The following is a 24,597-nucleotide window of genomic DNA, read 5'->3' as shown; positions in this document are numbered from 1 at the left end:
GTGGCCTTCGCCGAAGAGCACCTGATACCCCTGGTCGACGAGGGACTGGGTAACAGCGCCTACCTCGCCGACCTCGGCGACGGCCGCGCCCTGGCCGTCGATGCCTCCCTGGACCTGCGCGCCCTGCGCGAGGCCGCCGCCAAGCGCGGTTTGACCGTGGCGTATGCGGCCGACACCCACCTGCACGCCGACTTCCTCACCGGCGCCCTCCAGCTCGCCCACGATGACGGCGCCACCGTGCTGGCCTCCGCCGCCGGGCACCGCACCTTCGATCACACCCCGCTGTCCGACGGCGATGAGGTCGACCTGGGCGGGCTCACCCTGCGGGCCCTGGCCACGCCCGGCCACACCGACGAGCACCTGTCCTACCTGCTTCTGGACGACCGGCGGGAGCTGGGGGTGTTCACCGGCGGTTCCCTGATCGTCGGCTCGGCCGCCCGCACCGACCTGCTCGGCCCCGACCGCGCCGAGGAGCTGGCCCGCGCCCAGTACCGCTCCCTGCACCGCCTGGCCATCCTGCCGGACGCCACCGCGGTGTGGCCCACCCACGGGGCCGGCTCCTTCTGCTCCGCCCCGCCCGGGGCGCAGCGCACCACCACCATCGGCGCGCAGAAGCAGACCAACCCCTTGCTTGCCGCACGGGATGAGGACACCTTCGCCCGCCGGCTGCTGGCCGGTCTCGGCTCCTACCCCGCCTACTTCGACCGCCTCGCGCAGGTCAACCGGCGCGGACCGGCCCTCCTGCCCGTCGCCCGGGGCCTGGCGCCGCTGGATGCGGCGGCGGTTCGGGGGCTGCTGGCCCAGGGTGGACAGTTGGTCGATGTTCGACCGGTTGAGCAGTTCGCCGCCGGGCACGTTCCCGGGGCCGTCTCGATCCCGCTTCGGGAGGCGTTCGCGACCTGGCTGGGCTGGCTGCTGCCGCCCGAGATTCCGCTGGTGTTCGTGTTCGGCCCCGGCCAGGACGCCATGGAGGTCGTCCGGCAGGCGGCGAAGATCGGATACGACCGCCTCGCCGGACAGCTCGCGGGCGGCATGGACGCCTGGCGGGCAGGTGGCGGAGGTGTGCGGGCTCTGGAGCTCGTGACGCCGGACCGGATCGGTGGCCGCCCCGTTCTCGACGTCCGCCAGCAGGCCGAGTATGCGGCCGGGCACATCCCCGGCGCCTTCCATGCCGAACTCGGCACCCTGCGCCGGCAATCCCGGGCAGCACCGAAGGGGGCGGTGGTGATGTGCGGGCATGGCGAGCGCGCCATCACGGCCGCCAGCCTGCTGGTCCGTACCGGCGCCGACGACCTGGCCGTGCTCGTCGGCGGCCCCGACGACTGGGCACGTGCCACCGGCCGCGTACTGCAGGAGGGGCAGTGACCCGGCCCGGCACCACCAGCACGCCCGATGCCGCCGACGGCATCCGGCTCGGGCTGCGCGCCAACCTCGCCCAGTTCGTGCTGCTCGCGATCGTCAACGTGTTCGTCGGCGGCATGGCCGGCCTGGAGCGCACCGTCACCCCACTGGTGGGGGCCCGCGAGTTCCACTCGGACGAGGCAGGACCTGCCGGATGGCAAGCATGGGCAGAGCCCGAGGTGGGCGCGCCCTTCCTGTGGGCCGTGTCCTTCGGCGCCGGCGTGCCGCACGACCTCGTCGCCGCCTTCGCTGCCTCCCTCAGCTCCACCGCGCCGGTCCTGCGCCGGGTACTGCCGGAGAGCACGCGGGACCGACTCCTGCGCGTCCCGGCCAGCTGAGTACCGATGCGCCGTTCGCATACGAAAGCCCGGTCTCTCGATTCGGGAGGCCGGGCATTTGCGTTGCACCGTCTTCTGCCCCCGCCTCCTTACTGACAGTGATACGTACGCCGACTCAGCCACAATCCCCCTTGTTCACAAGGAAGATCATGGCAGGTGCATCTGATGACGGCGGCTGTGGCACGGCGGTTGACAATCTGACAAGCACAGCTGTGGCTCGTACTCTCCTCTCCCTCTGGGAGACCAGCGCCGGCCCCGTAAGTTCGGTACGGCGCGCAGCCATCGTGGGAGGGCGCTTGATTACCCGCAGCTGCTCACTCCGCGCGCCGTGATCGACTTCCGGCAGAAGGCCGCCTGCCCCATCCCACGCTCGGAGCATCGGCCGATGACGCCTCGAACGACGAAGTCACCGCCACCACCGCCCAGGAGTGGCTAAGCGCCGTTCCCGGAGGGCCTGACACGCCACGGCGCTCCTGACCGTTCGCATGGCCGGGCACGCCGTGGCGTGCGGAGGTACGTCAGCGGATTGTTGTCACCTTGGCGAGAGCCTTGTCGAGGTACCGGTCGACGAGGCCAGGTGAGCCAGGGACGATCAGCAGCATGTTCCCGTTACGGATCGCGATCTGCTTGACGATGCTGTTCCGCCCGCCGGCGGAGAAGATGAGGGGCTGGCTCCACTGCTCGTCTCCGAGCTGGGGCGTGGCCGTCTTCTGCGTGGTGACGTCGGAAGCGCGCGAGTCCGCGGATTCCTGGAGTGGCGAAACGGCGAACCCGCTCGCCGGACCGCCATTGGAAGCCGGTTCGGGAGCGGGTTCGCATCGTCGAGGACTGCCCGTCAGCCGGATAGCTGGACCGCCCTGTTGGCAGAAGAAGTCGCTGTCCAGGGCGTAATGAGTGCGGCGGCGAAGGAGATGACGGTCAGGAGACCGAAGAGGTGCGGATAGCCGCCGAGGAGGGGCGCGAGGGCGGCGCCCGCGGAGGGAGTGAGTGCGGCGGCGGTGGTTGCAGGGGCTGCGAGAAGGTCGGAGAGGCGGCCGTAGTGGGTGGTGCCCCAGCGGTCGGTGATGGCGGTGGCCTGAAGCAGGGTGAGGTTGCCGCGCACCATGCCGGCGGCCGGTAAGGAGTGGACGGATGACGGCGCTGTGCACGAGATCCACTCCCTGAAACGGCGAGCGGCCGAGGCCACGCGGCCCGTGCCGATCCCTCCAGTGCTCGTCCGCATGTTGCGCGGACACATCCGACGCTTCGGAGTTGCACCCGATGGGCGCCTGTTCCGCAACGCAGCGGGGAACTACATCGACGCCTCGGCGTACGGCATCACTCGGGGGCGAGCACGTGAGGCTGCTCTCACCCTTGACGAGCACGCTCTTGAGCTGGCGAAGCGCCCCTACGACCTGCGCCACGCCGGCATCTCGTTCTGGCTGGCCTCCGGCGTCGACCTCGCGGAGCGCGCACGCCGAGCCGGGCAGAGCACCCAGGTCCTCTTCCGCTACTACGCCAAGTTCCTGGCCGAAGCACGCAACCATGCCAACAGCTTGATCGAGGAGTCCATGCGGCGGTGGGAGGAGCCGACGGACGATGCGGAGGGTGCGTCGGAGGACACCCTGGCCCGGAAATGCCCCGGAACTGCTGGTCGAGGCCGGGATACCGGTGGGAGATATCGGGAGTAAGACAGTACTCCGACCCGCTGCTCAGGTGTGCGCCGAGAAGGGCGCCTGACGGGCATCTTCCCTGGTCAGGCGCCCTTTTCCTGTGTCTAGAAGAAGCCGAGCCTCTTCGGCGAGTACGACACCAGGAGGTTCTTCGTCTGCTGGTAGTGGTCCAGCATCATCCTGTGGGTCTCGCGGCCGATTCCGGACTGCTTGTAGCCCCCGAAGGCGCTGTGCGCCGGGTACTGGTGGTAGCAGTTCGTCCAGACGCGGCCCGCCTGGATCGCGCGGCCGGCGCGGTAGGCGGTGTTCATGTCCCGGGTCCATACGCCGGCGCCGAGGCCGTACAGCGTGTCGTTGGCGATCTTGATGGCGTCGTCGAAGTCGTCGAAGGACGTCACCGAGACGACCGGGCCGAAGATCTCCTCCTGGAAGATCCGCATCCGGTTGTCGCCCTCGAAGATGGTCGGCTGGACGTAGTAACCGCCCTTCAACTCGCCGTCGTACTCGATCCGTTCACCGCCGGTCAGGACCCGCGCGCCCTCCTGCCGGCCGATGTCCAGGTAGGAGAGGATCTTCTCCAGCTGGTCGTTGGAGGCCTGGGCGCCGATCATCGTGTCGGTGTCCAGGGGGTGGCCGGGCGTGATGAGCTCGGTGCGGGCGACGGCGGCCTGGACGAAGTCGGCGTAGTGGCCGCGCTGGATCAGAGCCCGGGACGGGCAGGTGCACACCTCGCCCTGGTTGAGTGCGAACATCGTGAAGCCCTCGAGCGCCTTGTCGCGGAAGTCGTCGTGCGCCGCCGAGACGTCGTCGAAGAAGATGTTCGGCGACTTGCCGCCGAGCTCCAGCGTGACCGGCTTGATGTTCTCCGAGGCGTACTGCATGATCAGCCGCCCCGTCGTCGTCTCGCCGGTGAACGCCACCTTCGCCACCCGCGGGCTGGAGGCGAGCGGCTTGCCCGCCTCCACGCCGAAGCCGTTGACGATGTTCACCACGCCGGGCGGCAGCAGGTCGGCGACCAGGCTCATCCAGTAGTGGATGGAGGCCGGGGTCTGCTCGGCCGGCTTGAGGACGACCGCGTTGCCCGCGGCCAGCGCGGGCGCCAGCTTCCAGGCCGCCATCAGAATCGGGAAGTTCCACGGGATGATCTGCGCGACCACGCCGAGCGGCTCGTGGAAGTGGTACGCCACCGTGTCGTCGTCGATCTCGCCGAGCGAACCCTCCTGCGCCCGGATCGCGCCCGCGAAGTAGCGGAAGTGGTCGATGGCCAGCGGGATGTCGGCGGCCAGCGTCTCGCGGACCGGCTTGCCGTTCTCCCAGCTCTCGGCGACCGCCAGGGGTTCGAGGCAGGCCTCCATACGGTCGGCGATCTTCAGCAGGATGCCGGCGCGCTCACCCACCGACGTCCGGCCCCAGCCCGGGGCGGCCGCGTGCGCCGCGTCCAGCGCCCGCTCGACATCCTCCGCGGTTCCGCGTGCCACCTCCGTGAACGGCTGCCCGTTCACCGGCGACGGGTTCTCGAAGTACTGCCCGCGGGCCGGTGGCACGTACTCGCCGCCGATGAAGTGGTCGTAGCGCGCCTGGTAGGAGACGATCGCGCCCTCGGTGCCGGGCGCCGCGTAACGGGTCATCCTGGTCTGCCTCCCTCAGCAGCGCTGCCCGTCGTTGGGCAGCTCTCGGCGCGAGGCTAGGGACGCCGACGTTGCAACGACGTTGCGCCGGGGCGGCTGAGGCCGGGCCGTCAGCGGGATGCGGGGCGGGACCATCCGGGCGGTGCCGCCAGTTCCGCCTCGAGCGCGGCGAGCCGGGCCCGGGCCGTCGCGCTCGGCCGTACGGCGACGAGAGCCCGCCACACATCCAGGTCGTCCTCGCCCCACGGCGCGTGCGCCCAGTCGGCCAGCAGGTCGGGGTCACGGCGGGCGATCAGCGCGCCGCGCAGCCCGTCGGCGAGGCGCTGCCGCAGCCGCACCACCGCCGGGGCCTGCGAGGCGGGCAGCAGCGGGCCGGCGTAGGCGGCCGCGGCCGTCGAGACCGCCCCTGTCCCCAGCCGCCGTTCCACCACCGCCATGTCCGACCCCGTCGGAACGGTGAGCCGGTACGGGCGCGAGGCGAGCAGACCTGGACCGAGTACCCGGCGCAGCCTGGCCAGCTCGGCCCGCAGCGTCACCGGAGTGACCGACTCGTCCTCGTACAGCGCGCACAGCAGCTCGTCCCCGGTCAGGCCCTCCGGGTGACGGGCCAGCAGCACCATGATCTCGCTGTGCCGACGGCTCAGCCGTATGCCACGACCGCCCACCGTGAGCCGCGCCTCGTCGCGGCCCAGCGCGGCCAGCTCGGGCGCGCCGGCGGCGGCGCTGCGGGGGCCGAGCAGCGCCAGCTGGGACTCGGCGGCCCGCGCCACCGCCTGTACGAAACCGAGGCTGTGCGGGTGCGCGAGCCCGTCCCCGCCGGTGATGTCCACGGCGCCGAGGACCTGCCCGGTGCGCGGATCGTGCACCGGGGCCGCCGCGCAGGTCCAGGGCTGGACGCGCCGGATGTAGTGCTCGGCTGCGAACACCTGCACCGGCCGGCCCACGGCGACCGCGGTGCCCGGCGCGTTCGTCCCGACGGCGGACTCCGCCCAGCGCGCTCCGGGCACGAAGTTCATCCGGTCGGCCTTCCGCCGTGTCGCCGGATGGCCCTCCACCCACAGCAGCCTGCCGTGCGCGTCGCACACTGCGAGCAGGTGCTCCCCGTCGGCGGCGAACGAGCCCAGCAGTTCCCGGAACAGCGGCATCACGGGAGCCAACGGGTGCTCCGCCCGGTAGGCGCCGAGCGCCCCGTCCGTCAGTTCCACACGCGCGGTGCCGTCCGGCCCGACGCCGGCCCGCGCGGAACGCCGCCACGAGGCGGCCACCACCGGACGCACCGGGCGCGGCACCGTGCCCACCTCGGTGAACGTCTCGTGCGCCCGGCGCAGCGCCCGAGCGCGCTCGGCAGGGTCCGTTCCCGGCTCCAGAGCCACCCACGGATCGGTCAACTCGGCCTCCCCGGAAGACGATGCGGCTGGTGCCATCGTCACCCTCGGTGTGCGCCCGGACAACCTCTTCGACAGGGCCGGCCGTCAGGCGAAGTTGACCAGTCTGATGTAGCACACCCAGTCCCAGTAGGGCCCGGGATCGGTGTGGTCGGTACCCGGCACCTCGTGGTGCCCGATGATGTGCGCGCGGTCCTCGGGGATGCCGTGTCTGCCGCAGACCGCCGCGGTGAGTCTGGCCGACTGCTCGTACAGGGCGTTGGTGAAGTAGGCGGGCTTGTCCCCCCAAGCCCTCGTGCTCTATGCCGATGCCGCGGGTGTTGTGGTCCCAGTTCCCCGCGTGCCAGGCGATGTCCGACTCGCGGACGCACTGCGCGACGTGTCCGTCGGCGGACCGGACGACGTAGTGGGCGGACACCTTCTTCTGCGGGTTCTGGAAGATGGCCGGGGTGCCGGTGTACGTCTCCTGCGTGACGTGGATGATCACCCGGTCGAGCGTGTGGGTCGTGGGCCGGTTGGACGCCGTGTGGTTGGAGCCGCTCGCCGGCCGCCACTCGACGGGCGGGTAGTCGACGGCCTGCGCCCGCGCGCCGGCCCGCGGGGTGGGGAGTAACGCGGAGGGGACGGCGGCGAGGGCGGTGGCCTTGAGCAGCCGTCGTCTGCTGGGGAGGAGGCGGGCCAGGTCCATGGCGGTGGCCTTTCTGTGTGGGGGAGCCGGGCGGTTCTGCGGGGAGGGGCGTCGGATGGCGCGGGAGGCTTGTGAGGGTGCCGGTGGGGCCTGCGGGGACGGTCGTCGGCGAGCGGCACGCACTTGGCGCCGTCGGCGTCGTACAGGCCGGCCAGGCCGGCGGAGGGGGGCTCGGCGGCCTTTTGCCCCGTCGCTTCCCGTGGCGTGCGCGTCCCTCGTCCACCGGAAACACCTGCCGTCGACCGGTACGACGGCAGCGCCTCGCGTGAATCACGGTACGGAACTTGCGGGTTGGGCAGAAGGGCGCGACGGGAATCGGTGGACGACCGGGGGATTGTGGAAAACTCGGCCACTCGAACGGGTGAAACGGGCCTGGAATCAGGCGCGTTCGGCCACCGCCGCGGGGTCGTCGAGGACGCCTCGCACCACCGCGTGCGCGGCACCCAGCAGGGGACCCTCGGGGCCCAGCCGGGAGACGGACACCGGGCAGGCCCGTCCCGCGCTCCGGCTCGCCAGCTCGGTCTCCAGGGAAGGCAGGAGCCAGGGCGCGAGCCCGGACAGCGCGCCGCCCAGCACGACACTGCCGGGGTCGAGCAGATTGACGGCGCCGGTCAGCGCGACGCCCAGCGCTGTGCCGGCGTCGCGCAGGGCCCGCCGTACGTTCTCGTCGCCCGCGGCGGCGCGAGCGGCGAGCAGCCCGACCCGGTCCTCGCCCGGTTCCAGGCCTGCTGCCCGCAGCACGGCTTCCTCTCCGGCGTACTGCTCCAGGCAGCCGCGCCCGCCGCACGGGCAGGCGGGCCCCTCCGGTGCGACGGGTACATGCCCCAACTCGCCCGCGAAGCCGCGCGTTCCACGCAGCAGACGTCCGTCGACGACCACCGCGGCACCGATGCCGATCTCCGCCGACACGTGCAGGAAGTCACGCGGCACGCCCTCGCCGAGCCAGAGTTCCGCGAGCCCGCCGAAGTTGGCCTCGTTGTCCACGGTCAGGGGGAGGCCGCCGGGCAGCAGGGCGCCGAGGTCGGTGTCGTGCCAGCCGAGGTTGGGCGCCCGCACGACCGTACGGCCGTCCTGTGAGACCAGGCCGGGCACGGCGACCGACAGTCCCGCCGCCCACAGGTCCTGCCGCTCCGCCTCGGCGACGACCCGACGTATCAGCGCGGTGAGGTCCTTCGTCACCGGTTCGGGGGAGCGGCCCCGGTTCGTTCCATGGCGCACCGCCCGTGCCCGTACCTGCCCGCGCAGGTCGACCACGCAGGCCGCGAGGTGGTCGACCCCGACCTCCGCACCGACCCCGGCGGGACCGCGCCCGCTGACGGCGAGGGCCGAGCCGGGGCGGCCCACGCGGCCGGGCCGCTCGGGACCCAGCTCCTGAAGCAGTCCGGTCCGGATGAGCTCGTCGACGAGGGTCGACACCGCGGCACGGGTCAGTCCGATGCGCGAGGCGACCGCCGCCCGCGACAGCGGTCCCTCGGCGCTGACGGTGTGCATGACCCGGGCGAGGTTGCGGCGGCGCATGCCCTGCTGGGTGTTGTCGGGCAGCGTGCGTCCGGGACCGGCCGGGCGGGCCTGGTGCAGCGGTGCGGTCATGCCTTCGTCGTCCTGGGTCGGTGTCCGTCGTCGGTGCGGTGCGGGCGGTGGCCGCCGACAGGCGTCCGTCAGCCGGTCCGGATGCCCCGATCCAGCAGCGAAGCCGCATCGGAGAGTACCCCGGAGATCCTGGTCAGGGTCGCCTCGTCCCGTTCCACCGGCTCCAGCACGGGGCCGTCGGCCGTCTTCCAGCGGCGGGCGACGGCGGCCGGGTCCTCGCCGGTCAGCAGCCCCGCCGCCTGAGCCGCGGCGCCCAGCGCGACCAGCTCCTTGGCCTCGGGTACCTGGACGGGCCGCCCCGACAGCCGCCGTACGGTCTGCTGCCAGGCCGTGCCCCGGGCGCCGCCGCCGATCAGCAGCAGCGGGGTGGTGCGGTCGGCGTCCTGGTCGAGGACCAGGTCCAGCGCGCCCAGCAGGGCGTGCACGGCGCCGTCGTAGGCGGCCTGCAGCAGCTGCCCGGGCGTGGTGTCGTGGCGCAGCCCGTGGAGCAGGCCGGAGGCGTTCGGCAGGTTCGGGGTGCGTTCGCCGTCGAGGTAGGGGAGCAGGGTGACGGCGGTGCCGGGCGCGACGGCCTCGCGGTCCAGACCCAGCAGGGCGGCCACGCGGTCGACGGCGAGCGTGCAGTTGAGGGTGCAGGCCAGCGGCAGCCAGTCGCCGCGCGCGTCGGCGAAGCCCGCCACCGTTCCGGACGGGTCGGCCGGGCGGTGCCGGGACACCGCGTACACCGTGCCGGAGGTGCCGAGGCTCAGCACCGGTGTTCCGGGCCGCAGCCCGAGGCCCAGCGCGGCGGCGGCGTTGTCGCCGGTGCCGGGAGCGACCAGGGTGCCCTTGGAGAACGGCAGGTCGTGGCTGTCGCGCACGGTCCCCGACACCTCTCCGGGCCGCACCACGCGGGGCAGCAGCGCCGGATCGAGCCCCACGTGGGCGAGGATCTCCTCGTCGTACTCCTCGGTCGTGGACGCCCACCAGCCCGTACCCGAGGCGTCCCCCCGGTCGGTCGTGCCCAGGCCGGTCAGGCGTTCGGTGAGGTAGTCGTGGGGCAGGCGCACCGCCGCCGCCGACCGGGCCGCCTCCGGTTCGTGCTCGGCCAGCCAGGCCCACTTCGTGACGGTGAAGGAGGCGCCGGGCACGCTGCCGGTCCGCTCCGCCCAGGTCTTCGGACCGCCCAGCTGCTCGACGAGACGGCGGGCCTGCGGGGCCGAGCGCACGTCGTTCCACAACAGGGCCGGCCGTACCGGGTCTCCCTGGGCGTCCAGGGTGACCAGTCCGTGCTGCTGGCCGGCGATCGACACGGCGGCAGCCTCGTGCGCCGCCTCCCCGCACTGGCGCAGTGCCGCGCACAGGGCGTCCCACCACTGGCGCGGGTCGCTCTCGCGGCCGGCCCCGGAGGAGACGGTGTGCGGCGCCTGGCCGCTCGCCGCGACCCGTCCGGTGGCCGCGTCGACGACGAGCACCTTGGTGGACTGTGTGGACGAGTCCACACCGACGACGAGCGGACCCTCGGCTGCTGGCATCGCCCTCTCCTCTTTTCGGTCCGGGCCTTCCTGTGCCTTCCCAGGAAGGCACAGGCATACTAATTTGTAAACCGCCATGACGAAATAGTCGCAAGCGAGCAAGGAGTCGCGGCATGAGCTACCAGCCCACCCCCGAGGACAGGTTCACCTTCGGCCTGTGGACCGTCGGCTGGCAGGGACGGGACCCGTTCGGCGACGCCACCCGCCGCGCCCTCGACCCGGTCGAGACGGTGCGGCGCCTGGCCGAACTCGGCGCCCACGGAGTGACTTTCCACGACGACGACCTGATCCCCTTCGGGTCCTCCGACACCGAGCGCGAGTCGCACATCAAGCGCTTCCGGCAGGCGCTCGACGCGACCGGCATGACCGTGCCGATGGCCACCACCAACCTCTTCACCCACCCCGTCTTCAAGGACGGCGCGTTCACCACCAACGACCGCGACGTGCGCCGCTACGCGCTGCGCAAGACGATCCGCAACATCGACCTGGCGGCCGAACTGGGCGCGAAGACGTACGTTGCCTGGGGCGGCCGTGAGGGCGCCGAGTCCGGCGCCGCCAAGGACGTGCGCGCCGCGCTCGACCGCATGAAGGAGGCCTTCGACCTCCTCGGCGAGTACGTCACCTCCCAGGGCTACGACCTCCGCTTCGCCATCGAGCCCAAGCCGAACGAGCCGCGCGGCGACATCCTGCTGCCCACCGTCGGCCACGCGCTCGCGTTCATCGAGCGCCTGGAGCGCCCGGAGCTGTACGGCGTGAACCCCGAGGTCGGCCACGAGCAGATGGCCGGGCTCAACTTCCCGCACGGCATCGCCCAGGCCCTGTGGGCGGGCAAGCTCTTCCACATCGACCTCAACGGCCAGTCCGGCATCAAGTACGACCAGGACCTGCGCTTCGGCGCCGGTGACCTGCGCGCCGCCTTCTGGCTCGTCGACCTGCTGGAGAGCGCCGGCTACGACGGCCCGCGCCACTTCGACTTCAAGCCGCCGCGGACCGAGGACCTGGACGGCGTGTGGGCCTCGGCCGCCGGCTGCATGCGCAACTACCTCATCCTCAAGGAGCGCTCGGCCGCCTTCCGCGCCGACCCGGAGGTCCAGGAGGCCCTGCGCGCCTCGCGGCTGGACCAGCTGGCGCAGCCCACGGCGGAGGACGGCCTGCAGGCGCTGCTCGCGGACCGTTCGGCCTTCGAGGAGTTCGACGTGGAGGCGGCAGCCGCGCGCGGGATGGCCTTCGAACGGCTCGACCAGCTGGCGATGGACCACCTGCTGGGGGCACGCGGCTGACACCGCGGGAGCCCGTGCCGGGACACGCACGCGCGCGTGCGTGTCCCGGCACGGGCACGCCACGCGTGCGTCTGTTCCGGGCGGCACTCACGGGAACCGCTGACGCCTGATCTCCGTGCGGAATGCCTCGGAACCGTGCGGTCCATGCCGTGAGTCCGTACCGACTACCGCGCGCGGACCGCGCGTTGCCCGATGCTCGGCGACGATGGGCGGTATGGCCGTTCCACCCGTACCGCCTCGCCCACCCGAGCCGCCCAGGCGCAGGAACCCGCTCCTCGTCCTCCTCACCGTGCTCGTGGCCGCCGGTGCGGTCGCCGGGGTACTGGTGCCGGCCCTCTCGAAGAGCGGCTCGGAGAACGGCGGGCCGCCCGCGAGCAGCAGCCCGAGCACGAGTCCCTCGCCCCGCCCCACCCCGAGCCTGCCCACCGAGCTGCCGAGCCGGCTGCCCAGCTCCCTGCCGTCCGGCTTCCCCGGCTCACTGCCCCCGGGCTTCCCGAGCAGCCTGCCGAGCGACATCCCGAGCGACCTGCGACCGCTGATCCCCTCCCTGGACGACGAGTTGCCGTGATGACGGCAGGTCAGGCTCGGCAGGGCAGCCGTACGCGGCTCACTCCTCCCGTCCCGGATCGCGTTCCGTCGCGGCCATCGCCGTCGCCGGGTCCCGGGCCGCGCCACCGGCCGGCACCCAGTGGCCCTGCTCCTTCCGACAGGGCCACCAGCGGCCGTCCCGCCCGAGGCGGAGCTGGCGGTCCTCACCGACGACGGTCCAGCGGTTGCCCTCGGCCCGCAGCGACGGCCGTTCGTCCTCCTCCCAGGCCGACTCGACAGCGGCCCACGCGCGTGCGTGGGCCTCGCCGTCGGGCGTCCACTCCTCCTCGAGCGCGGACAGGCCGGCCGCACCTCCGAACCGCCAGGCGAGCACGGCCCGTGCCAGCTCCTGCCTGCCACGCCCCGAACCCTCGGCGAGCCGGTCCAGCACGGCGCCGTCGGAGACGCCCGCTGCCAGGCGTACGGCGTCCTGGGCGACGGCCGGCTCTGCGGCCGGCGCGTGCTCCCCGGCCGGTGTGTGTTCCCCGGTCGCGATCTTCAGCGTCTCGCCGAGCCGCAGGTGCGCCGCCACAGCGGTCTGCGCGGCCAGGAGCTCCAGCGAGGCCGGGTCGACCCCGGGTGCCGGTGGGGTCTCGGTGTCCAGGGACGGCGGCAGGCCCGGCGCCGCGGGCGGTTCGGGCAGGGGCGGCAGAGGAGGCAGTACGAACGCCGCCGCGTAGGCCTCCGCGGCGTCCACGCCGTCCGGCGCGGGCGGCCCGTCGTCGTCCGCGCTGTCACGGGCCCGAAGCTCGGCGAAAAGGGCTTGTTCGTCCCGACCGCGCATCAGCAGCAGGACGAACGGGTCCTGGTCCAGCAGCCGCGCCACCAGGTGGCAGAGCGCCGCGGTGTGCCCGCAGTGGTCCCAGGCACCGCAGTCGCACTCCGGTTCCAGATCGCCGATCCCGGGCAGCAGTCCGATCCCCGCGGCCGCCGCGTCCTCCACGAGGTGCGGCGGCAGAGCGCGGTCGAGCAGCGCCGCCAGGTGCCCGGACCGTTCGACGGCCACGTCCAGGAACCGGGCCCACTCGTTGTCGGACAGCTCCTCCAGCAGGACGTCCGCGCGGTGCGCCGTACGGTCGCGGTCGTGCACCACGGCCGTGATCCGGCCCGGACGCACCGACACCGCGCCCACCGCTCCCGCGCGGGCGAGCCTGCGGCCGGCCCTCACCTGCTCGGCGTCGAGAGCCGTGTCCTCGAACGCCTTCAGCCAGGCATGGCCCCACCACGTGCCGGCGAAACCGCGCCCGCGCGGGGGCGCCGGCGCGGCGAACGTGCGCTCCGGGTCTGTGCGGTGCTCCGTCATCGCCATCCTCCTCGCAGCTCCACCAGGTCGGCCAGCTCCTTGTCCGTCAGTTCGGTGAGCGCGGCCTCGCCCGAACCCAGGACCGAGTCGGCCAGTTCCCGCTTGCGGTGCAACAGGTCGGCGATACGGTCCTCGACCGTGCCCTCGGCGATCAGCCGGTGCACCTGCACGGGCCTGTCCTGCCCGATCCGGTACGCCCGGTCGGTGGCCTGCGCCTCGACGGCGGGATTCCACCAGCGGTCGTAGTGCACGACGTGCTCCGCGCGCGTGAGGTTCAGCCCGGTACCCGCGGCCTTCAACGACAGCAGGAACACCGGGACTTCGCCGGCCTGGAAACACCGGACCATGGCCTCCCGCTCGGTGACGGGCGTGCCGCCGTGCAGGAACTGCGAGCGCACGCCGCGTGCCGCCAGGTGCCGCTCGATCAGGCGCGCCATCTGCACGTACTGGGTGAAGACCAGCACGCTTGCCCCCTCGGCGAGGATGGTGCCGAGCAGTTCGTCCAGCAGTTCCAGCTTCCCGGAGCGGCTGGCGATCCTCGGGCGGTCCTCCTTGAGGAACTGCGCCGGATGGTTGCAGATCTGTTTCAGGCCGGTCAGCAGCTTCACGATCAGGCCGCGCCGCGCCATGCCCTCGGCGCCGGAGAGCTCCACGAGCGTCTCGCGGACCAGGGCCTCGTACAGACCCGTCTGTTCCGCGGTGAGCGACACCGCACGGTCGGTCTCGGTCTTCGGCGGCAGTTCGGGGGCGATCCCTGGATCCGACTTGCGGCGCCGCAGCAGGAACGGGCCGACGAGCCGGGCCAGCCGCTCGGCGGCGGCCGGATCCCGGCCGCTCTCGACGGCTTGCGCGTAGCGGGTGCGGAAGGTGCCGAGCCGGCCCAGCAGCCCGGGTGTCGTCCAGTCGAGGATCGCCCACAGCTCGGACAGGTTGTTCTCCACCGGGGTACCGGTGAGCGCCACGCGTGCGCGTGCGCCGATGGAGCGCAGCCGCCGGGCCGTGGCGGAGTACGGGTTCTTCACGTGCTGGGCCTCGTCCGCCACGACCATGCCCCACGCCACCTCGGCCAGGCGCCGCGCGTCCAGGCGCATGGTGCCGTACGTGGTGAGGACGAACTCCCCGTCGGCCAGGTTCTCCAGGTCGCGCCGGGAGCCGTGGAAGCGCCGTACGGGCGTGCCGGGCGCGAACCTTTCGATCTCCCGTTGCCAGTTGCCCATCAGCGACGTCGGGCACACCACGAGGGTCGGTCCGGCAGCCGCCGGGTCGCCGCGGCGGTGCAAGTGCAGCGCGATCAGCGTGATCGTCTTGCCGAGGCCCATGTCGTCGGCCAGGCAGCAGCCCAGTCCCAGTGACGTCATCCGTGCCAGCCAGCCGAGTCCGCGCAGCTGGTAGTCGCGCAGGCGGGCGGCGAGCGCGGCCGGCTGCCCGACCGGCTCCTGTACCTCCGGGTCGGCGAGCCGGTCCCGGAGGGTCGCCAGCCATCCCGTGGGCCGGACCTCGATCCGGCGGCCGTCGACCTCCGTGGAGCCGGTCAGGGCGGCGCCCAGCGCCTCCACGGGCGTGATTCTGCGGTCCTGCCGGGCACGGGCGCGGCGCAACTCCTCGGGGTCCACCAGAACCCAGTGGTCGCGCAGCCGCACGAGGGGCCGCTCGGCCTCCGCCAGGCGGTCCAGCTCCTCCCGGGTGAGCCGCTGGTCGCCCAGTGCGAACCACCAGTCGAAGGCGAGCAGGGCGTCGGCGGACAGGACCGTGCGGGAATCCGGCAACGCGCCCCTGGAACCGCCGTCGTCGTCCGGGGGCCCGACCGTGGCTCCGGACAGCAGTCCGCGGACCAGCCCCGTGGGCCAGTGCACGTCCACCCCGGCCCCGGCGAGGGCCCGGGCGCCCTCGCCGAGGAGCTCGGTGACCTCCTCGTCGGCGAGCTCGACGGCATCCGGTACGGCCGCCGACAGCAGCGGCGTCAGCGCGGGCCACGAACGGGCCGCGCGGCGCAGCGCGAGCAGGACGTCCATCCGCACGCGCGGGCCGAACACCTCGCCGGCGCGGACCGGTCCGGCCCAGATCTCGGCGGCGTCGGCGACCCGCGCGGGATCGCTGACGCTGTGCACCTGCAGCACTGCGCGGAACCGCGGCTCCGTTGTGGGCTGCCCGGCGGACTCGAGCCCGGACACCTCGACGCGCAGCGAGATCCTCGCGCCCGCGTCGAAGCCTGCGGCGACGTCGGCGGCCCAGGCCCGCTGCTCCGGGATGTGCCGCGCCTCCAGTGCCGCGTAGGCCGCACCTCCTGTGACGAGGGGCGCGGCGGGGGAGCGGGGCAGGGTGTCGGCCACCGCGTCGAGGAAGGCCCGCAGCAGTCGCTCGGGGTCGGGCAGCCGCAGCGGCTCGGCGCCGTAGACCGGGACGGCGTGCGCCTCGGGTGGCATCGAGGCGGCAAGCGTGCGGACGTCCTCCGCGTCCTGGCCGCGCAGCGGAACCGCACGCCAGGCGTCGTGGTCGCCGGCGGACAGCCCCGGCAACAGCAGGCCCCGCGCCACGAGGTGCAGGCCCAGTACGGCCGCCGCGCCCCAGAACACGCCGGCGCGGTGTCCCCGCTCGGTGGCACGCACGTGCGTGAGGACCGGCAGGGCCGTACGCAGGGGAAGTACGGCAGCCGGCACGGTCACCGCCTCCACACCGCTGCCACGGGGGACGACGACCGTGATCTCCTCCACTGCTGTGGAGGCCGTGGCCGGGGGAGCGGAGCCGTCGGGGAACCAGAAGGCGACCCGGCCGGCGCGGGCGGGGTCCGCCGGAACGAACACCGCACAGCAGCGGGCCAGTTCGGAAATCTCGGACGGTGTTGCCGCGGAAGTCCTCTGCACAGCGATGCTGACTCCTCAAATTTGACTACTTGGGTCGGGGTCGCCGACGGTACAGCACACCGGTGGCCCACCGGGAACGGCTCGGCGGTGATGTGAATCACCGCGTCGGCGGGGGTGCCGTCACCCCTCGTGGGTGTCGTCATCCCCCCTGACCACGCAGGGTTGTCCCCCGTACGCATACGGGGGCTGGCGCCATGGTCGCCGCAGGGCCCTGATTCGTACGTTTCCTCAGGTCAGGCCGTTTCCCGAGAGAGCCGGAGACCAGCCATGCCCCAGCCTGCCGCCCCCGTCGCCGACGACCCCGAGGACACCTTTGGCAGGTCGTCCGCCGGCAGCGAGTTCGCGCCCCTGCTGCGTACCGTCAAGGGCCAAGGCCTTCTCGGGCCGCGGTACGCCTGGTACGCGCGCGCCATCACAGGCAACGCACTCGCCCTGGCCGGCGCCGTGACCGGACTCGTGCTGACCGGCGACTCCTGGTGGGCGCTGCTCCTGGCCCCGCCGCTCGCCGTGCTCTTCGCCCGCACGGCGTTCCTCGGGCACGACGCCGGTCACGCACAGATCACCGGGAACAAGGCCGTCAGCCGACTCGTGGGGCTGATCCACGGCAATCTGCTGCTCGGCCTGAGCTACTCGTGGTGGAACGCCAAGCACAACCGCCATCACGCCAACCCCAACCACGTCGACAAGGATCCGGATGTCGCCGCGGACGTCCTGGTCTTCACCGGTGGACAGGCCGGGGACCGGACGGGCCTCAGGCGCTGGCTCACCCGCAACCAGGCCTGGCTGTTCTTCCCGCTCACCCTCCTGGAGGGCGTCGCCCTCAAGGTCCACAGCTTCACGGACCTGCGCCGCCAGTCTCCCCGGGAGCGGTGCCTGGAGGGTGCGCTGCTCGTGGCCCACACCGGTGCCTACGCGGCGCTGCTGCTCGCCACCCTGTCACCCGGCAAGGCGCTGGCATTCGCCGTCCTTCACCAGGCGTTGTTCGGTCTGCACCTGGGGCTGGCCTTCGCGCCCAACCACAAGGGCATGGAGATGCCCGACCCGCGCGGCGAGCGCTGGGGTCACCTGCGCCGCCAGGTGCTCACCTCCCGCAACGTCCGTGGCGGAGCCCTGACGGACTGGTTCCTGGGCGGCCTCAACTACCAGATCGAGCACCACCTGTTCCCGAGCATGCCGCGCCCGCACCTGCGGCTCGCCCAGCCGCTCGTGCGCGCCCACTGCCGGGGACTGGGCATCCCCTACGCGGAGACCGGCCTCGTCGATTCCTACCGACAGGCCCTGCGTCACCTGCACGAGGTGGGCGAACCCCTCAGGGCGGAGTAGACAAGGCCGGAAGTGGACGACGGCGAAGGGACAGAGGTGTCGCGCCGGGCCTGCGAGAGCGGCCCCGCACGACCAGTAGGGGACGCGTCTCGGGGATGTCTCAGGGTCGCGGTCCGGAACCGTCGGGAGCGCGGGCCCGTTGTCACGGCAGAGAGCGGCAGTGGCCGCGAAGGAGGCGACAGATGTCGAAGAACGCGAAGATCGCCGCGGGAGGAGTGGCGGTCGGGCTCATCCTGCTGATCTGGCTGCCCTGGTGGGCCGCCCTCTTGATAGTCCTGGGAGTCCCGGCCGCCGCGTACCTCGCGCTGGACCCCTCCCAGCGGCGCCGGCTACGCCGCGTCACGCGTAAGGAACTCGGCCGCTGAAGCGCTACCGCCCCGGAGCGTCATTGCAGCCCAGGGCGCAGGAGTCGACCACATCGCCGCTCGCGGGCCTGCCGACGGCCCGGTCCGCGGGCGGCCGGACACCGCGCTCCACCCCCGCCACCAGCGTGTCGAACGCCGACCGGTAGCAGGGCAGGATCGGCCGCAGCCGGTCGGGGTAGGTGTCGTACAGCCCGTCGAGGTGCGTGCCGCCCTGGACCGTGCAATACCGGTGCAGCCCGCCCTGTCCGCTCGCCTCGGCCATGCGCGCGCACACGTCCGAGTCCGCCGCCTCGGGCAGCGAGGAAGGGGTGTAGGGAGACGGGAAATCAGAGGGGGCGCACCGCCAGCTTGTCGAGGGCCTCCAGCAGACCGGGCAGCTCCGGGCCCCGACCGACCGGCAGCACCTCGCCGGGCTCGTCGTCGAGGAGTACGAAGGCGATGTCGTCGGTGCGGGCCACCATCGACCAGCCGGGACCGTCGGCCCGCAGGATACGCGCGTCGCCGGTCGCGAAGGACGACCGGACGCGGCCCAGCGGCGGCGGCGAGTCCACGTATGAGCGGGCCTCCGCCAGGACACGGCGGAGGCCGCTGTGACGCGGAGACGCCTCCTCACCGGTGCCGTCCGACGGCTCACCGCCGCCGTCCGCCGCACCGTCCTTCCCCGTCCCGTCGCCCGGGTCCCGGAAGTCGGCGTCGTCGATCTGCTCGCGCCACACCGCCCACTGCAGCGCGATCTCGTCGGCGCCCAGCCGGCGCTGGGCGGGTCCCCAGGTGCTGGTGTCCGGAGGGGACAGCACAGGCGCGTCCGTGAGCCCCGGGTCCGGGTCGTGCGGCGCGGGCACGCCGGGAGCGGCCACGGCGACGGCGAGGGGCCAGCCCGGCAGCGCGGCGACGACCGTGCGCTCGTCGGGCGACAGGTCGTACTCCATGCCGCAGTCCCAGGACGCGATGGCCACGGCGACCAGCGACACGTCGTCGATGACCACGGTCCACCGCGCCCCGTCGCCGTCCTGACCGAGCACCAGGCCGTACCCGTCGGCGAGGGGAGCGAGGCCGAGCGCCGTGCAGGCCTCCGGATAGTCGTCGCCCAGCACGCTCGGGAACTGCGCCGGTGTCAGCAGTACCGCCGTGAGCACATAGAGCGCGTCGTCCGCGGCGGCGATGGCGTCCTCGTCCGTTCCGGCCATCCCGGCCTCCCCATCGGTTCGTCCAACGGCGCGCACCCTAGTGCGGGTGGGAGGCGGTTGTCACGACCCCTGTGCACTCCCGGACCTGCGGTTCTCCACCCGGAGGCGGGCGAACCGACCCTCGCCCGTCCGCCGCCGCAGGCCGCCGGAAGCCCCAGCAGCACCCGGGCCACCGTTCCGGGTGGCTCGACCTGCTCCCGCGCCAGGGCGACCAGGGCCCGGCACTCCACTCGCTCCCGGCGACGGATTTGCGGATCCTGTCGAGCATGCGGACACCTTCTCCCTGTGCGGCTTCCGGCACCGAGCATTCATGAGCTCGCTGGCCTCGTGTGCGGCTGTGCCGCCCTGTACGGTTTCGGTGGACTTCTCGGGGTTGTTGTCCGGGACGCCCCAGGACGACCGTGTGGGTCGCTTCCTCACCAAGGCCGAGACCGGCAGCTTCACCAGGAAGCAGGAGCCGACCGAAACCCGCGACCGACGCCCTTGCCTCACCCTCCCCAAGAAACGGACATCACCTCACGAACCGCCCCCTTGGGGACGGTCGGTGTCGAGGCCGTCGATCAGGCGGTTGAGGAACCGGGTAAAAGTGGTTTCGGGGGTGAGGGGGTGCCCGGGGGCGGAAAGAGGCCGCCGACGGCCGGGCCACGGTGTCCTGGCTGCGCGAGCGCCCCTGGTTCAACGGAACACTGGGGACCATCGGCCCCAGTTACCTGGGCTACGTGCCATGGGCCCTCGCCCTGGACCCGCCGCCGGAGCTGAAGGCAATGGTGGTGCAGGTGGGCCTGCACGATCCCTATGCCCTGTTCCACGCGGACGGTGCGCTGCGCCTGGAGAACGCCCTCGCCGTCGGCGCACGTCCCGCAGGCCGCCGAACTGGCCGACGCCAAGCGCGAACACGAGTGGCTGCGCGCCGCACCCTCGCACATCCTCCAGCAGACCCTGAAGGACCTCGACAAGGCATACCGGACCCACGGCACGTTCAAAGTCCGATGGCGCTCCAAGGTGTGCTGGAACCCGTCCTTCAGGTTCCCCGCCGGGAACCTCATCACCATCGAGCGGCTGAACCGCAAGTGCGGCCGCGCCAAGCTGCCCAAGCTGGGCTGGGCCGCCTTCCGCTGGTCCCGCTACCCCGGCGGCGAGATCCGCTCCGCCACCGTCTCCCGCAAGGCCGGGCACTGGTACATCTCCTTCCTCTTCGAAGACGGCGCCCGCACCCCGGACACCACACCGGGACACCGGTCGGCGTCGACCGGGGCGTGAAGACCGCCGCCGTGACGAGCACCGGCGACTTCTACGACCGCGAGTTCGCCGCCGGGGAGAAGACCCGCTACCGGCGCCTTCAGCAGCGCCTCGCCCGGTCGAAGAAGGGCTCGGCGAACCGCCGCAAGACCCTCGGAGCCGGATCACGGGCCGGGTCGCCGACCGGCGCGCCGACTTCACCGCGCAGACGGCGAACCGGCTCACCACCCGGCACAACGTGGTCGTGCTGGAGGACCTGCGCACCAGGAACATGACCGCCTCCGCCAAGGGCACGATGGAACAGCCCGGACGGAACGTGCGTCAGAAAGCCGGCCCGAACCGGGCGATCCCCGACAAGGGGTGGAACCGCATGGAGCTGGCCATCCGCAGCGCAGCACACTCGACAGGCACCGAGGTGGTGCTGGTCAACCACGCTCACACGTCGCAGACGCGCAACCGGTGCAAGCACGTGGACGCGGAGAGCCGCGAGAGCCAGGCGGTCTTCGTACGCACGGCCTGCGGCCGCCGGGACCACGCCGACGTGAACGCGGCCAAGAACATTCTCAGCGCCGCAGGACATGCGGTGCCAGCCTGTGGAGACCTCGCCGTTGGGCGGTCGGTGAAGCAGGAACTCCCGGGACCCCGCGAGGCAGTACCGGTCCAGCCGGCCTTCGAGCTGGTTGGAATCCCCAGGCTTCAGCCGTGGGGAGGAAGTCAACCATGGTCTCCGAGCACTTTGACGCCCCGGGCGGCGAGACGGCCACCCTGGCGCTGAAGATACTGGTCGCCGGCGGGTTCGGCGTGGGCATAACCACCCTGGTGGGCGCGGTCAGCGAGATCCGGCCGCTGCGCACCGAGGAACTACTGAGCCAGGCCGGTCAGTTGGTCGACGACACCGACGGTGTGGACCAGAAGGTCACCACGACCGTCGCCATGGACTTCGGACGCATCACCATCCGGTCCGGGCTCTCCCTCTACCTCTTCGCCACGCCGGGCCAGGACCGCTTCTGGTTCCTGTGGGACGAACTATCGCAGGGCGCCCTCGGCGCCGTGGTCGTCGCCGACACGCGGCGGCTGGAGGACTGCTTCCCGGCGGTGGACTACTTCGAGCACCGGCACATCCCGTCCGTGGTGGCCGTCAACTGCTTCCCGGGCGCCCGCACCTACGGCGCCGATGACGTCTCCCGCGCCCTCGACCTCGACCGGGGCACACCCGTGGTGCTGTGCGACGCCCGCGAACGCGACTCCGGGAAGGAGGTGCTGATCCGGCTCGTCGAGTACGCCGGGCGGATGCACACCGCCCGGCTGCTCGAATCCGTGAGCTGACGCAACGGCTCGCGACCGGCCGGGCGGGAACACGCGGAGGCCGGCCGGCCTCAGTCCGCGAGATCCTTCACCGCCACGACCTTGTCGACCGCGAACCGAACCAGCAGTTCGCCCGGGACGCCGTTGCGTGCGCCGAACTCCTCACCGCGCTCCTCACCCATGTACCGGGAGCCGATGCGCGTGGCCCACTGCCGGACACCGTCCAGATCCTCCGACAGCCGGGCGTGGCCCTGCAGCACCACGAAGCTGAATGGCGGCCGGTCGTCGTCCACGCACAGGGCGACCCGGCCGTCGCGGGCCAGATTGCGCCCCTTCACGGTTTCCTTCCCGGTGTTGAACACGATGTCGTTCCCGTCGAGCAGAAACCAGATAGGCGCGACATGCGGACTCCCGTCGGCCCGTACGGTCGACAGCTTGCCGGTGCGGGTGCCGTACGACACGAACGCCCGCCACTCGTCGTCGGTCATCTTCTGTGCCATGTCCCCATACTCCTTGCCGGGACAGCGGCGGTGGGGAAGGCTGGCGGGAGATCCTTCGACCACGGGGAAGACATCACACGGGGAGACCGCATCATGGCGCAGAACCAGACACTGGGCTGGCTGCTCGACGACCTGACCCAACGGATGGAACACGTACGGCACGCCCTGGTCCTGTCCAACGACGGGCTGGTGACGGGCGCGAGCACGGGACTGCGACGCGAGGACGCCGAGCATCTCGCGGCTGTGTCGTCCGGGCTGCACAGCCTGGCCAAGGGCTCGGGCCGCCACTTCGGCGCGGGTGGGGTACGCCAGACGATGGTCGAGTTCGACGACGCGGTGCTGTTCGTTACGGCGGCCGGCGCGGGCAGCTGCCTGTGCGTCCTCAGCGGTGCGGAGGCCGACATCGGTCAGATCGCCTACGAGATGACCCTGCTCGTCAACCGAGTCGGTGAGCACCTCGACGTGAACGCCCGCCAATCGGAGCGGATTTCTACAACAGACCTCTGACCTGCGTGTTCGTCCTCCCTCGTGGAGTTATCCACAGGCTCGCACCGAGATTCGCGGCAACGGCTACGGTTTTTCCAGGCGAGCGCAGCCGGCGCGAGCCCCACACTCCACGGGGGAGACGACCATGTCCGGCGACACCATCACGCATGTCATCACACCCACCGCCGAAACGGCCGACGCAAAACGGCAGACACCCTTCTCCCGGAGCAGAGCGGCCCGCGAACTGGGTCTCAAACGCAGCGAGTTCGACCTGGCCGTCCATCTCGGTCACATTCGCACCCTGCCCGACGAAGGAGGCGGCGGCCGGCGCGTCGGCCGAGCCGAGATCGAGCGGCTGCGCGCCCAGGAGGGTTTCCCGGAGGCGCTGCGCAGGCGGGTCGAAGCCGTGGGCACCAGGGACGGCGCGGCGCTCATGGAAGTGACCGCCGCCCGGTTCACGCGTCTGGCCCGCCTGGGCCTGGTGACTCCGGTCAAGTTCTACCTCAACCGCTACCGGGCCGTGGTCTGGTTGTATCTGGCCGACGAACTGCTGGAGTTCGCCGCCGACCCGAAGAGCGCGGCGCTGCTGAACCGGCCGCTGCCCGAGGCACTCCGGTCCCAGCTGGACACCGGCCTGGACCTCCGCGCCCGCAACTGGCGCGGACGGCAACTCGGCTTCCTGCTGCGCCAGGCCGGCGACCCGTGGGAGCGGGCGGGTGCCGTGGCATCGATGCTCGACCAGGTTCAGGTCTCGGAGATCGTCAGGGACCCCTACGAACGCGCGTATCTGAACCGCTTCCGGCCGCAGCCGTCCGCCCACGGCGCACCGGGCACGCCCGCCGCCCATCTCACCGAGCGGATCGCGACGGCGCAGGATCCGGACGAGATCGAATGGCTCCGGGCGGACCTGGCACGGGCGGTGGATGAGGCACGCACCCACCGGCCCGCACCCCGCCCGGCCCGGCGGCGCACCGACCGGTACCCGGCGGCGCATGAGCATCCGGCAGAGCACCGGCACCCGTTGGTCCAGCACCGGCACCCAGCACATCACCGGCTTCCGCCCACGCCGGAGCGGCCCGAACGACCCCAGCAACCCGAGCGATCCCAGCGGTGCGAACCGGCGAAGCGGTGCGAGCGCTCACGCCGCCTGCTGGGCAGGTTCTTCCGCAGAGACCCCTGAACGGCCACCTGGCGGACCCCGGGCCGGCCGACGGACCCGCCACGGAGGGCGACTGCCTACACCGCGCGGAACAGGCCCTCCTGGACGACCGACACGAGCAGGCGCCCCTTCGCGTCGTAGGTGCGCCCGCGGGCCAGACCCCGGCCGCCCGTCGCGATCGGCGACTCCTGGTCGTACAGGAACCACTCATCCGCACGGAACGGCCGGCGGAACCACATGGCGTGGGCGGAGATGGAAGCCACGAGTGCTCGACGACCTGCATGTTTCTGGTGTAGAGAGCGCTTGGACGCATGCCCAGCACACCATGCGCACAATCGTGCGATGGGTGGTAGTCAGTCCATCTGACAAGTTGCTGTAGGCGTGCTGAGCGAATGCCGCAGGTTTCCTGCGCGGAGGGGCGCCAGCAGGTTCTTCGTCTGCTGGTGGTACATGAGTGTGATACCCGCTGACGTGGAGGAATGGAGGTTGAAGCTTCCCCTTGATCGTGGACACCTGGAGACTGGGACGTGAGGTTCCAGAGGAAGTAGTGCCAGGTGGGAAGAGTCGGCCCGTGAGCAGGCCGAGACGATCGAGGTGCTGCGAAAAGCGGCGGTCTTCTTCGCGAAGGAGAGCGATCGATGAGCGAGGTGTACGCGTTCATCGAGGCGGAGAAGACCACCCACAACGTCGCTCTGTCGTGCCGGCTGCTGAAGGTGGCCCGCTCCTCCTTCTACGCGTGGCCGGCCGGCGAGACGGCGCGCTCGGCGAGGAAGGCCGCCGATGACGCCCTGGCCCACGAGATCAC

General features: G+C 72.1%; 20 protein-coding genes and 5 pseudogenes. 13 read left to right on the top strand and 12 right to left on the bottom strand.

Annotated features, from left to right (window positions below):
- Entirely contained in the window at positions 1–1,365 is a 1,365-nt protein-coding gene (locus DEP02_RS14110; protein WP_112467672.1) for an MBL fold metallo-hydrolase, read from the top strand.
- Between the two features lie 167 nt (positions 1,366–1,532).
- Positions 1,533–1,739 (top strand): annotated as a pseudogene (locus tag DEP02_RS14105) (DUF317 domain-containing protein); the annotation flags it as partial.
- Between the two features lie 835 nt (positions 1,740–2,574).
- Here DEP02_RS14105 and DEP02_RS14095 read toward each other — a convergent pair.
- Positions 2,575–2,850: pseudogene (locus DEP02_RS14095) on the bottom strand (MFS transporter); the annotation flags it as partial.
- Between the two features lie 31 nt (positions 2,851–2,881).
- Between DEP02_RS14095 and DEP02_RS14090 the strand changes: the two are divergent.
- Positions 2,882–3,409: a site-specific integrase gene (locus DEP02_RS14090; protein ID WP_232839111.1), complete on the top strand. Its 528-nt coding sequence runs from the start codon at positions 2,882–2,884 to the stop codon at positions 3,407–3,409.
- Positions 3,410–3,495: 86 nt separating this feature from the next.
- Here the strand turns inward: DEP02_RS14090 and exaC are convergent, their stop codons facing one another.
- The 5 genes and pseudogenes from exaC to xylB all read right to left on the bottom strand — a co-directional run bounded on the left by exaC (position 3,496) and on the right by xylB (position 10,196).
- A complete protein-coding gene (gene exaC, locus DEP02_RS14085; protein ID WP_112467671.1) occupies positions 3,496–5,019 on the bottom strand; it encodes an acetaldehyde dehydrogenase ExaC in 1,524 nt (507 codons plus the stop codon).
- 110 nt (positions 5,020–5,129) lie between these two features.
- Positions 5,130–6,407, bottom strand: a complete 1,278-nt coding sequence (locus DEP02_RS14080; RefSeq protein ID WP_232839106.1) for a GAF domain-containing protein — start codon at positions 6,405–6,407, stop codon at positions 5,130–5,132.
- Between the two features lie 84 nt (positions 6,408–6,491).
- A pseudogene (locus tag DEP02_RS14075) lies at positions 6,492–7,092 on the bottom strand (N-acetylmuramoyl-L-alanine amidase).
- 378 nt (positions 7,093–7,470) lie between these two features.
- On the bottom strand, positions 7,471–8,682 hold the full coding sequence (locus DEP02_RS14070) for an ROK family transcriptional regulator (RefSeq protein WP_112467669.1): 1,212 nt from the start codon (positions 8,680–8,682) through the stop codon (positions 7,471–7,473).
- A 68-nt stretch (positions 8,683–8,750) separates the two neighbouring features.
- Positions 8,751–10,196 carry a xylulokinase gene (gene xylB / locus DEP02_RS14065; protein ID WP_112467668.1) on the bottom strand — a complete coding sequence of 482 codons (1,446 nt, stop codon included), beginning with the start codon at positions 10,194–10,196 and terminating at the stop codon, positions 8,751–8,753.
- A 113-nt stretch (positions 10,197–10,309) separates the two neighbouring features.
- Between xylB and xylA the strand changes: the two genes are divergently transcribed.
- Entirely contained in the window at positions 10,310–11,476 is a 1,167-nt protein-coding gene (xylA, locus tag DEP02_RS14060; RefSeq protein ID WP_112467667.1) for a xylose isomerase, read from the top strand.
- Positions 11,477–11,690: 214 nt separating this feature from the next.
- Entirely contained in the window at positions 11,691–12,044 is a 354-nt protein-coding gene (locus tag DEP02_RS14055) for a hypothetical protein (protein ID WP_112467666.1), read from the top strand.
- A gap of 39 nt (positions 12,045–12,083) precedes the next feature.
- Here the strand turns inward: DEP02_RS14055 and DEP02_RS14050 are convergent, their stop codons facing one another.
- Complete coding sequence (locus DEP02_RS14050) at positions 12,084–13,367, bottom strand: SWIM zinc finger family protein (RefSeq protein ID WP_112467681.1); 1,284 nt, start codon at positions 13,365–13,367, stop codon at positions 12,084–12,086.
- On the bottom strand, positions 13,364–16,228 hold the full coding sequence (locus tag DEP02_RS14045) for an SCO1167/SCO6262 family helicase (RefSeq protein ID WP_112467665.1): 2,865 nt from the start codon (positions 16,226–16,228) through the stop codon (positions 13,364–13,366). Before DEP02_RS14045 ends, DEP02_RS14050 begins: the two co-directional genes overlap by 4 nt.
- A 267-nt stretch (positions 16,229–16,495) precedes the next feature.
- Here DEP02_RS14045 and DEP02_RS14040 point away from each other — a divergent pair, with 267 nt between their 5' ends.
- Positions 16,496–17,551 carry an acyl-CoA desaturase gene (locus DEP02_RS14040; protein WP_112467664.1) on the top strand — a complete coding sequence of 352 codons (1,056 nt, stop codon included), beginning with the start codon at positions 16,496–16,498 and terminating at the stop codon, positions 17,549–17,551.
- Between the two features lie 182 nt (positions 17,552–17,733).
- Complete coding sequence (locus tag DEP02_RS14035) at positions 17,734–17,916, top strand: tail-anchor membrane protein (protein WP_112467663.1); 183 nt, start codon at positions 17,734–17,736, stop codon at positions 17,914–17,916.
- A 4-nt stretch (positions 17,917–17,920) separates the two neighbouring features.
- Here DEP02_RS14035 and DEP02_RS14030 read toward each other — a convergent pair.
- Both DEP02_RS14030 and DEP02_RS14025 read right to left on the bottom strand, forming a co-directional pair.
- Positions 17,921–18,214, bottom strand: a pseudogene (locus DEP02_RS14030) (tannase/feruloyl esterase family alpha/beta hydrolase); the annotation flags it as partial.
- Positions 18,215–18,242: 28 nt separating this feature from the next.
- Positions 18,243–19,103 carry a hypothetical protein gene (locus DEP02_RS14025; RefSeq protein WP_112467662.1) on the bottom strand — a complete coding sequence of 287 codons (861 nt, stop codon included), beginning with the start codon at positions 19,101–19,103 and terminating at the stop codon, positions 18,243–18,245.
- A gap of 602 nt (positions 19,104–19,705) precedes the next feature.
- Between DEP02_RS14025 and DEP02_RS14015 the strand changes: the two are divergent.
- From DEP02_RS14015 to DEP02_RS14005, 4 genes and pseudogenes are all read left to right on the top strand, one after another.
- Positions 19,706–19,987, top strand: a pseudogene (locus tag DEP02_RS14015) (CocE/NonD family hydrolase); the annotation flags it as partial.
- Positions 19,899–20,363, top strand: a complete 465-nt coding sequence (locus tag DEP02_RS34695; protein WP_232839105.1) for a hypothetical protein — start codon at positions 19,899–19,901, stop codon at positions 20,361–20,363. The pseudogene DEP02_RS14015 and the gene DEP02_RS34695, both read left to right, overlap by 89 nt.
- A 250-nt stretch (positions 20,364–20,613) precedes the next feature.
- Positions 20,614–21,117: a zinc ribbon domain-containing protein gene (locus DEP02_RS34690; protein ID WP_332871969.1), complete on the top strand. Its 504-nt coding sequence runs from the start codon at positions 20,614–20,616 to the stop codon at positions 21,115–21,117.
- Positions 21,063–21,668 carry a GTP-binding protein gene (locus tag DEP02_RS14005; RefSeq protein WP_112467660.1) on the top strand — a complete coding sequence of 202 codons (606 nt, stop codon included), beginning with the start codon at positions 21,063–21,065 and terminating at the stop codon, positions 21,666–21,668. The genes DEP02_RS34690 and DEP02_RS14005 overlap by 55 nt, the downstream gene beginning before the upstream one ends.
- Positions 21,669–21,718: 50 nt before the next feature.
- Here the strand turns inward: DEP02_RS14005 and DEP02_RS14000 are convergent, their stop codons facing one another.
- A complete protein-coding gene (locus DEP02_RS14000; protein ID WP_112467659.1) occupies positions 21,719–22,147 on the bottom strand; it encodes a PPOX class F420-dependent oxidoreductase in 429 nt (142 codons plus the stop codon).
- Between the two features lie 93 nt (positions 22,148–22,240).
- Between DEP02_RS14000 and DEP02_RS13995 the strand changes: the two genes are divergently transcribed.
- Positions 22,241–22,654 carry a roadblock/LC7 domain-containing protein gene (locus tag DEP02_RS13995; RefSeq protein WP_112467658.1) on the top strand — a complete coding sequence of 138 codons (414 nt, stop codon included), beginning with the start codon at positions 22,241–22,243 and terminating at the stop codon, positions 22,652–22,654.
- A 124-nt stretch (positions 22,655–22,778) separates the two neighbouring features.
- A complete protein-coding gene (locus DEP02_RS13990) occupies positions 22,779–23,813 on the top strand; it encodes a DUF6397 family protein (protein ID WP_112467657.1) in 1,035 nt (344 codons plus the stop codon).
- A gap of 56 nt (positions 23,814–23,869) precedes the next feature.
- Here DEP02_RS13990 and DEP02_RS13985 read toward each other — a convergent pair whose 3' ends face one another.
- A complete protein-coding gene (locus DEP02_RS13985) occupies positions 23,870–24,127 on the bottom strand; it encodes an acyl-CoA thioesterase (RefSeq protein WP_269809362.1) in 258 nt (85 codons plus the stop codon).
- Positions 24,128–24,597 lie beyond the last annotated feature (470 nt).

It is taken from the genome of Streptomyces triticisoli (assembly GCF_003270085.1).
Taxonomy (GTDB): Bacteria; Actinomycetota; Actinomycetes; order Streptomycetales; family Streptomycetaceae; genus Streptomyces; species Streptomyces triticisoli.
Note: the sequence above shows the minus strand (reverse complement) of the source record. Positions and strands in the feature narration are given on the sequence as shown.